Raw genomic sequence first — 1,769 nt, forward strand, 5'->3', positions numbered from 1 at the left:
ATCACCAAGGTTCTTGTCGCCAATCGTGGTGAGATCGCGGTGCGGGTGATCCGGGCTGCGGCCGATGCCGGGTTGGCCAGTGTCGCTGTGTACGCCGAACCCGACGCCGACGCCCCGTTCGTCCGTCTGGCCGATGAGGCGTTCGCGCTCGGCGGGCAGAGCTCCGCGGAGTCGTATCTGGTGATCGACAAGATCATCGATGCCGCCGCCAAGTCCGGGGCCGACGCCATCCACCCCGGCTACGGATTCCTCTCCGAGAACGCCGACTTCGCCCAAGCCGTCATCGATGCCGGTCTGATCTGGATCGGACCGTCCCCGCAGTCCATCCGCGACCTCGGCGACAAGGTCACCGCCCGCCACATCGCCGCCCGCGCCAAAGCCCCCTCGGTCCCCGGCACCTCCGAGCCGGTCAAGGACGCCGACGAAATCCTCGCCTTCGTCGACGAACACGGCCTGCCGATCGCGATCAAAGCCGCGTTCGGTGGCGGCGGACGCGGCATGAAAGTCGCCCGCACCCGCGAGGAAATCCCCGAACTGTTCGATTCGGCCACCCGCGAAGCCGTCGCCGCGTTCGGGCGCGGAGAATGCTTCGTCGAGCGCTACCTCGACAAGCCCCGCCACGTCGAAGCTCAGGTCATCGCCGACCAACACGGCAACGTCATCGTCGCCGGCACCCGCGACTGCTCCCTGCAACGCCGCTTCCAGAAACTCGTCGAAGAAGCACCCGCCCCGTTCCTCACCGACGCCCAACGCAAAGAAATCCACTCCTCCGCGAAAGCCATCTGCCTCGAAGCCGGCTACTACGGTGCCGGCACCGTCGAATACCTCGTCGGACAGGACGGCCTCGTGAGCTTCCTGGAAGTGAACACCCGCCTGCAGGTCGAGCATCCCGTCACCGAGGAAACCTCCGGCATCGACCTGGTGTTGCAGCAGTTCAAGATCGCCAACGGTGAAGAACTGTCCATCACCGACGACCCCGAACCCCGGGGGCATTCGTTCGAGTTCCGGATCAACGGCGAAGACGCCGGACGCGGCTTCCTACCCGCCCCCGGACCGGTCACCACCTTCCGTGCGCCGTCGGGACCGGGTGTGCGCGTCGATTCCGGTGTCGAATCCGGCTCGGTGATCGGTGGCCAGTTCGACTCGATGCTCGCCAAGCTCATCGTCACCGGCGCGACCCGCGAGGAAGCCCTCGCCCGTTCACGTCGAGCGCTCGCCGAATTCGACGTCCAAGGACTTGCGACGGTGATTCCGTTCCACGCCGCGGTGGTCTCCGATCCGGCGTTCATCGGCGACGGCGACTCCTTCGACGTCCACACCCGCTGGATCGAAACCGAATGGGACAACCAGGTTCCCCCGTTCACCGCCGGACAACCCATCGACGACGACGACGTCCTGCCGCGGCAGTCCGTCGTCGTCGAGGTCGGTGGCCGCCGCGTCGAGGTCTCCCTGCCCGGGGAACTGTCCCTCAGCGGCGGTAACGGCGGCGGGCCCGCGGGCGCGGTACGCCGCAAACCCAAAGCCCGCACCCGCGGCGGTGCTGGAGCCGGTGCCGCATCCGGAGACTCGGTCACCGCACCCATGCAGGGCACCGTGGTCAAAGTCGCCGTCGACGAAGGCCAAACCGTCGACGCCGGTGACCTCATCGCCGTCCTCGAAGCAATGAAAATGGAAAACCCCGTCAACGCCCACAAAGCAGGCACCATCACCGGCCTGACCGTCACCGCAGGCGACGCCATCACCCAAGGCACCGTCCTCGCAGAGATCAA

Annotated in this window: 1 protein-coding gene; it reads left to right on the plus strand. The window is 66.9% G+C overall.

The features are described 5' to 3' along the window. Window positions 1-1,769: acetyl/propionyl/methylcrotonyl-CoA carboxylase subunit alpha (locus tag CH283_RS18565; RefSeq protein WP_217901125.1), on the plus strand; the 1,769-nt coding region annotated here is incomplete at both ends.

Source organism: Rhodococcus sp. 05-2254-2 (genome assembly GCF_002259095.1).
Taxonomy (GTDB): domain Bacteria; phylum Actinomycetota; class Actinomycetes; order Mycobacteriales; family Mycobacteriaceae; genus Rhodococcoides.